Annotated in this window: 7 protein-coding genes; 3 read left to right on the top strand and 4 right to left on the bottom strand. The window is 54.9% G+C overall.

Translation table 11 applies throughout. The features are described from left to right. Both BT114_RS03180 and BT114_RS03175 read right to left on the bottom strand, forming a co-directional pair. Positions 1-925 (bottom strand): electron transfer flavoprotein subunit alpha/FixB family protein (locus tag BT114_RS03180; protein ID WP_072324829.1); only part of this gene is annotated, 925 nt, incomplete at its 3' end. Further along, positions 925-1,674 (bottom strand): electron transfer flavoprotein subunit beta/FixA family protein, encoded by a 750-nt coding sequence (locus BT114_RS03175; protein ID WP_072324903.1) that lies wholly within the window; start codon positions 1,672-1,674, stop codon positions 925-927. The genes BT114_RS03180 and BT114_RS03175, both read right to left, overlap by 1 nt. Before the next feature lie 332 nt (positions 1,675-2,006). Here BT114_RS03175 and BT114_RS03170 point away from each other — a divergent pair, with 332 nt between their 5' ends. Beyond that, positions 2,007-3,644, top strand: coding sequence for an electron transfer flavoprotein-ubiquinone oxidoreductase (locus tag BT114_RS03170; RefSeq protein WP_072324828.1), 1,638 nt, complete (start codon positions 2,007-2,009; stop codon positions 3,642-3,644). Between the two features lie 145 nt (positions 3,645-3,789). Here BT114_RS03170 and ppnP read toward each other — a convergent pair whose 3' ends face one another. Together ppnP and purT are read right to left on the bottom strand one after the other, a co-directional pair. Then, the gene (gene ppnP, locus BT114_RS03165) at positions 3,790-4,074 is read right to left on the bottom strand and encodes a pyrimidine/purine nucleoside phosphorylase (protein ID WP_072324827.1); all 285 of its coding nucleotides are present in this window, start codon (positions 4,072-4,074) and stop codon (positions 3,790-3,792) included. 44 nt (positions 4,075-4,118) lie between these two features. After that, entirely contained in the window at positions 4,119-5,300 is a 1,182-nt protein-coding gene (purT, locus tag BT114_RS03160) for a formate-dependent phosphoribosylglycinamide formyltransferase (RefSeq protein WP_072324826.1), read from the bottom strand. Positions 5,301-5,419: 119 nt separating this feature from the next. Between purT and BT114_RS03155 the strand changes: the two genes are divergently transcribed. Further along, on the top strand, positions 5,420-7,045 hold the full coding sequence (locus tag BT114_RS03155) for an ATP-binding protein (protein ID WP_245770375.1): 1,626 nt from the start codon (positions 5,420-5,422) through the stop codon (positions 7,043-7,045). After that, positions 7,035-7,727: a response regulator gene (locus BT114_RS03150; RefSeq protein WP_072324824.1), complete on the top strand. Its 693-nt coding sequence runs from the start codon at positions 7,035-7,037 to the stop codon at positions 7,725-7,727. Before BT114_RS03155 ends, BT114_RS03150 begins: the two co-directional genes overlap by 11 nt. Positions 7,728-7,800: the final 73 nt, after the last annotated feature.

The raw sequence follows: 7,800 nt of genomic DNA, 5'->3' as shown, positions 1-7,800 counted from the left end.
AGAGCTGTTGTTCCAGCGCCGGTACGGCTTCGAACAGGTCTGCCACCAGGCCGTAGTCTGCCACCTGGAAGATCGGGGCTTCTTCGTCCTTGTTGATGGCCACGATGACCTTGGAGTCTTTCATACCGGCCAGATGCTGGATGGCACCGGAAATACCGGCAGCAATGTACAGCTCCGGTGCAACGATTTTGCCGGTCTGACCGACCTGAAGATCGTTGGGGACATAACCGGCATCCACCGCAGCACGGGAAGCGCCCACAGCACCACCCAGCTTGTCAGCCAGCTTGTAGATGATGTCGAACTTCTCGGCACTGCCCACACCACGACCACCAGCAACCACCACCTTGGCGGCAGTCAGTTCCGGACGGTCAGAAGCAGCCAGCTCTTCACCGACAAAGCTGGACAGGCCAGCATCCTTGGCTTCAGCAACAGCTTCAACGGCAGCAGAGCCAGTGGCAGCCACGGCATCAAAGGCTGTACCGCGTACGGTGATCACCTTGATGGCATCACTGCTTTGCACGGTGGCAATCGCGCTACCGGCATAGATGGGACGCTTGAAGGTGTCAGCGCTTTCGACAGCGATGATTTCAGAAATCTGCTCAACATCCAGCAGTGCAGCAACGCGTGGGGCAATGTTTTTGCCGTTGGCCGTGGCACCGGTCAGGATGTGGCTGTAACCCTTGCCCAGCTCAGCAACCAGTGCAGCCACGTTTTCAGCCAGCTGATGGCCGTAAGCAGCGTTATCAGCCAGCAGTACCTTGCTCACACCTTCCAGCTTGGCCGCAGCATCAGCAGCAGCCTGAGCACCCGCACCGGCAACCAGCACATGAATGTCACCACCGATGGCTTTGGCCGCAGCCACCACGTTGGCAGTCACCGGGGTCAGATCAGTATTATGATGATCAGCAATAACCAGAATGCTCATTAGACCACCTTCGCTTCGTTTTTCAGTTTGTTGACCAGTTCTTCCACGCTACCCACTTTGATGCCCGCAGCACGTTCTGCCGGTGGCTCAACCTTCAGGGTTTTGACTTTGGAAGCCGTGTCCACGCCATAGTCAGCCGGGGTTTTGGTATCCAGCGGCTTTTTCTTGGCTTTCATGATGTCCGGCAGCTTGGCATAACGCGGCTCGTTCAGACGCAGGTCAGCGCTGATCACGGCGGGCAGTTTCAGCTCAACGGTTTGCAGACCCCCATCAATTTCACGCTTCACGGTGGCCTTGTCGCCTGCAACAGTCAGCTCGGAGGCAAAGGTGCCCTGGGCATAACCGGTCAGCGCAGCCAGCATCTGGGTGGTCTGGTTGTTATCGGTATCAATGGACTGTTTGCCCATCATCAGGATCTGCGGTTGCTCTTCTGCAGCGACCTTGGCGAGGATTTTGGCAACCGCCAGTGAGCCCAGCTGTTCATCGGTTTCGACCAGAATACCGCGGTCAGCACCCAGCGCCATGGCGGTACGCAGTTGTTCCTGAGCGGTTTTAGGACCGATGGAAACAGCAACGATTTCAGTGGCAATGCCTTTTTCCTTCAGGCGTACCGCTTCTTCAACGGCGATTTCGCAGAAGGGGTTCATGGACATTTTGACATTGGTCAGGTCAACGCCTGACTGATCCGCTTTGACACGAACCTTGACGTTGTAATCAACGACACGTTTGACAGCGACAAGAACCTTCATGGATTCTCCGTTTTCTCTGTGGTTGAAACCTGCAGGCAACATCACTGCTGCCTGCCTCATAAAAAAGTTACATGCTGTTAGATGACTTGCGAATGATGACTGCAAGCGTCCTTTCAGTCAAACTTGGCCGTAAACTGACCGGTCACATTTTTAAGCTTATAATGACACCGTCTTAAAATCCCGTGACAAGGCTTGACTCTTGAGCTTCAAGGTCTTTCACTGGACCCGGGTATTGACCGGAAGCAAACGACCGTTTTAAATACACTCTAGCCGAGTGAAACAAAGATAACAAGCCTGTGCAATTTGAGGAGAAAGCCGTGGAACGCGAATCTATGGAATTTGATGTGCTGATCGTCGGTGCCGGGCCTGCAGGCCTGTCTGCCGCGATTCGCCTGAAGCAGCAAGCCAACGAGGCCGGCCAGGAGCTGGAAGTCTGTGTGGTGGAAAAAGGTTCCGAGGTAGGTGCCCATATTCTGTCAGGCGCAGTGATTGAGCCTCGCGCCCTGAATGAACTGATCCCCGACTGGAAAGCGCTGGGTGCGCCACTGAATACTCCAGCCACTCGTGATGACGTTTACCTGCTGCGCAGTGAAACTGCTGCCAGCAAACTACCGAATTTTGCTGTTCCCAAGACCATGCACAACCACGGCAATTACATTGTCAGTGTTGGCAACCTGTGCCGCTGGCTGGCTGAGCAGGCCGAAGCCCTGGAAGTTAACGTGTTCCCTGGCTTCCCTGCTGCTGAAATCATCTATGGTGAGAAGGGCGAAGTGCAGGGTGTGATCACCGGTGATATGGGTATTGGCGCTGATGGTCAACAGAAAGACAGCTTCACACCAGGCATGGAACTGCGGGCCAAGTACACCCTCTTCTCTGAGGGTGTCCGTGGCCACCTGGGCAAGCGCCTGATCGAGAAGTTCAAGCTGGATGAAGGCAAGGATGCACAGCACTACGGTATTGGCATCAAGGAGCTGTGGGACATCGACCCGGCCAAGCATGAGCAGGGCCTGGTGGTACACGGTTCTGGCTGGCCGCTGCCCAGCGATACTGGCGGCGGTTTTTTCCTCTACCACGATGAAAACAACCAGGTGGAAGTGGGTCTGATTGTTGACCTCTCCTACTCCAACCCGCACCTGTCGCCCTTTGATGAGTTCCAGCGCCTGAAGCACCACCCGGTGATCAAGCAGTATCTGGAAGGTGGCAAACGCATTTCTTACGGTGCCCGCGCCATCACCAAGGGTGGTTATAACTGCCTGCCAAAAATGACCTTCCCTGGCGGCCTGTTGATCGGTTGTGATGCAGGCACCCTGAACTTCTCCAAGATCAAGGGCGTGCACACCGCCATGAAGTCTGGCATGGTGGCCGCTGAAGCCGTATTTGAGGCATTAAAAGGCGGTGATGAAGGTGGTAAGGAGCTGACAAGCTATACCGACAAGTGGGAAGCCAGCTGGGCTTATGCTGAGCTGAAGACTTCTCGTAACTTTGGTCCGGCGATGCACAAGTTCGGTACCTTCCTGGGCGGTGCATTTAACTTCATCGACCAGAATATTTTTGGCGGCAAGCTGCCGATCACCCTGCATGACACCAAGCCGGATCATGAAATGCTGAAACCGGCCAGTGAATGCAAGAAGATCGACTACCCGAAACCCGATGGCAAACTGAGCTTCGACAAGTTGTCTTCCGTGTTTCTGTCGAACGCCGTGCATGAAGAAGATCAGCCGGTACACCTGCGCCTGAAAGACCCGGAACTGCCAATTCGTGAGAACCTGCCAAAATACGACGAGCCAGCACAGCGTTATTGCCCGGCCGGTGTGTATGAGGTGGTGGAAGATGATGCGGGGCAACCCAGGTTCCAGATCAACTTCTCCAACTGCGTGCATTGTAAAACCTGTGACATCAAGGACCCCGCACAGAACATCATCTGGGTAACACCAGAAGGCGGCGGCGGCCCCAACTACCCCAACATGTAAGGGGTAAAAACAAAAGACGTAAAAACAAAAAGGAGGCCTTGAGGCCTCCTTTTTTTTATTGCCATTTCAACGCTGTATCAGCAAGCACAATCACCAGAGCCGACCTGTGTCATGTACAGCGCTCAGGCAAGGCAAAATGGGCTGATCAGTCAAAATAACGGCAGAGATAAGCCGTCTGCTCAACCACCTTCACCTGAAACCTCACACCTGCCGCCACGTTAAAACGCTGCCCCTTACTGTAGGTGGTGAAGCTGCTTTCACCTGGCAACTGGATCTGCAGTGCACCGGAAACCACGGTCATTTCTTCCTGCTGGCTGGTGCCAAACTCATAATCACCGGCTTCCATCACACCGGCAGTCAGCTGGCCTTCGCTGTTATTCAGGGCAATGGACTTCACCTTGCCATCAAAATATTCGTTCACCTTCAACATGTCTTGTGCTCCAGCAGGGGTTTGTCAGAAAAAGAGCGCTGATTTTATAGATTCACACGGATTCTGGAAATCACCCGCAGGGCTTTTTCCTTCGCCTGCTCCACATTCTGATCCAGTGCCAGTGCCACACCCAGTCGTCGCTCCCCTTGTACTTCCGGTTTGCCGAACAGGCGCAGGTCGGTATCCGGCTCTTGTAATGCTTCAGCCAACCCTTCATAAGCCATCTGACTGGAATGACCTTCCACCAGCAACACGGCGGATGCAGCAGGGCCATGCTGGCGGATGACAGGAATCGGCAGCCCCAGAATGGCTCGGGCATGCAGGGCAAATTCGGACAGGTTCTGGGAGATCAGGGTGACCATGCCGGTATCATGCGGGCGTGGTGACACTTCACTGAACCACACCTGATCCCCTTTCACAAACAGCTCCACACCAAACAGGCCACAACCACCCAGTGCATCCGTGACCTTGCGGGCGATGCCTTGTGCCTTGTCCAGTGCCGCTGCAGACATGGGCTGCGGCTGCCAGGACTCACGGTAATCCCCTTTTTCCTGGCGGTGGCCAATGGGTTCACAGAAACAGGTGCCGGATGCAGTGCGCACTGTCAGCAGGGTGATTTCGTAATCAAAGTCGATGAATCCCTCCACAATCACCTTGCCCTTGCCTGCCCGACCACCCGCTTGAGCATAGTCCCAGGCGGCCTGTACCTGATCCGCACCGCGCACCAGACTCTGACCCTTGCCGGAAGAGGACATGATGGGTTTCACCACACAAGGCAGACCGATTTCAGCAATGGCGCTCTGGTATTCCACTTCCGTGGCAGCAAAACGGTAAGGAGACGTCGGCAAATCCAGTTCCTCAGCAACCAGGCGGCGGATGCCTTCACGGTTCATGGTGAGGTGTGCCGCCCGAGCACTGGGGATAACGGTATAACCCTCCTGCTCCAGATTCAGCAGTTCTGCCGTGGCAATGGCTTCAATTTCCGGCACAATCAGGTGGGGTTGCTCCTGCTCCACCACTGCCCGCAGGGCTGAAGCATCCAGCATGCTGATGACATGGCTGCGATCAGCCAACTGCATCGCTGGTGCGTTGGCATAACGATCCACCGCAATCACTTCACAGCCCAGCCGTTTCAATTCAATGACCACTTCCCGCCCGAGTTCACCGCTGCCCAGCAGCAATACCCGGGTTGCCGTGGATGAAAATGGTGTGCCGATCTGTGTCATCTGCCTTGCCCTTGTCTGAGATGGAGTGGAAAAACCTTGCCGGAGTTTACATCAGGTCCGCTTCTTATATCATGTTCAGAAAACAACCCTTGGCTATCCATCACTGGCAGAGGCACACCATGCAACTGAGCCTACGCTCAAAAATGATGGCTCTGATCGGCAGTTTGCTGGTGTTGATGCTGACCCTGCAGGGCAGTTATCTGAACTTCAGCAAAGCCAGCCTGCTGGAAGAGCAAATCGGGCTGCGGGCGCTAAGTGTGGCCAAAGCCGTGGCCAGCCTGCCGGAACTGATTGAAGCATTTGAACGGGAACAACCGAGCCTTGTCATTCAACCCCTTGCCGAAGGCATACGTCTGGCTACTGGCGCGGAATACGTGGTGGTCGGTAACCATCAGGAAATCCGTTATGCCCACCCGGTTCCGGAACGCATTGGGCAACGCATGTCCGGTGATGACAATGAACCGGCACTGCTTCGCGGAGAGTCCTACATTTCCGTTGCTGAAGGCACGCTGGGCGTGGCCATTCGCGGTAAAACACCAGTCATCAATGCGGAAGGCGACATCATTGGTGTAGTGTCAGTGGGGTTTCTGCTGGATGAGGTCAGCAGTCTGATCCGTGACGCCCTTTATTTCAGCTGGGTGTTGCTGGCTGTTTCACTACTGACAGGCCTGGCCGGTGCTGTCTGGATAGCTCAGCACGTCAAAAAGTTGATTCTGGGGCTGGAACCCCAGGACATTGCCAAGCTGGTCGGTGAGAAGGAAACCATCCTGCAGTCCATCCATGAAGGTCTGATTGCAGTGAACCCGCAAGGTGAAATCACTGAGGTGAACCAGACTGCCCAACGGATTCTGGGACTGGATGACACCTCTGAAGCTGTCGGGCACCGAATTGCCGAGCTGATTCCCGAGTCCAGCCTGCCTGAAGTACTGGCAACCGGGCAACAGCAACTGGATCAACTGATCTGGATCCGGGGCACGCCCTACATCGTCAACCGCATTCCCTTTCGTGATGCACAAGGCCAGGTGGCCGGTGCGGTATCCACTTTCCGTAGCCAGCAGGAATTGCTGGAACTATCACGTGCACTGCAGGAAGCCAATGCTGATGTGAGCTACCTGCGGGTACTGGCCCATGAGTTTTCCAATCGCCTCTACACCATTTCCGGGCTGCTGCAGCTGGGACAGACCGAACAGGCCCTGGCACTGATTCATCAGGACAAACAGCTGGCGCAGCAACAGGTTGCATCAGTACTGCAGCACTGGTCAGACCCGGTGATCAGTGCCATGCTGCTGGGCAAGCTGCTGCGCGCCGAGCAACTGGGTGTACAACTGGAAATGGATGCTGACAGTAGCTTGCAACTGCCACTCAGCGCACGCGGCCAGGATGCCCTGCTGAAAATTCTCAGTAACCTACTGGACAACGCCCTGGATGCAGCTCGCCAGTGTCAGGGTGATCAACCAAGGGTACGACTGGCGGTTGTGGATCTGGGCAACCTGCTGTTGCTGGAAGTGGAAGACAATGGCCCCGGTATTCCTGATGCCATGCGCAGGCTGGTGTTTGAGCAGGGATTCTCGACCAAAACCGGTCAACATCAGGGCTTGGGGCTATCACTGGTCAACAGTCTGTGTCGAACACTGAACAGTGAGCTATACCTTGAAGACAGTGAGCTGGGTGGTGCCTGTTTTGTCATCCGCTTCGATAAAACAAGAATTTGCAAAACAGAAGATGAAACACCTCATGACGAATAAAAATTTTGGTGTGCTGATCATCGAGGATGATTTTCGCATTGCCGACATCAACCGGCAGTTCATTGAGCAGGCCAAGGGCTTTCATGTGGTGGCACGGGCCAGTTGCGCCCAGGAAGCACTGGAGTGCCTGTCCGGCAAGGCCGCTGATATTGATCTGGTACTGCTGGATGCTTACCTGCCGGATGTACAAGGACTGGAACTGCTGTGGGAAATTCGCCGGTTATACCGCCATCTGGAAATTGTCATGGTTACTGCCGCCAAGGAAGTAGAAACCATTCAGGAAGCCTTGCGCGGCGGTATTTTTGATTACCTGATCAAACCAGTGGAACAGGAGCGCATGCAGCAGATGTTGCAACGCTTTTGTGACGAACACAGTTTCATGGCACTGAAACAGGAAGTGTCACAGCATGAGCTGGATCAGGCCTTGCGGCGCAGCAGCAAACCTTCCGGTGATACCCGTCGCCTGCCCAAGGGCATTGATCGCCTGACACTGGATCGGTTGCTGGAAATCCTGCAACAACACCCAGGCGGCATGACTGCGTTGCAACTGGCTGAGGCATCGGGTGTCAGCCGCTCCACCGCTCGCCGTTATCTGGAGTATCTGGTTGCCGAGCAACAGCTCCACGCCGAACTGGATTATGGCGAGGTAGGCCGCCCCGAACGCTGTTATCGCCTGATTTGAGAGGGCTACAGGCCCGCTCATGAACAAAATGAACTTTAAGCACTTTATGCATCCTTTGCATTCAATGGTCACA

It is taken from the genome of Marinospirillum alkaliphilum DSM 21637, from assembly GCF_900119735.1.
GTDB lineage: Bacteria > Pseudomonadota > Gammaproteobacteria > Pseudomonadales > Halomonadaceae > Marinospirillum > Marinospirillum alkaliphilum.
This window is presented reverse-complemented; position numbering and strand designations above follow the sequence as displayed.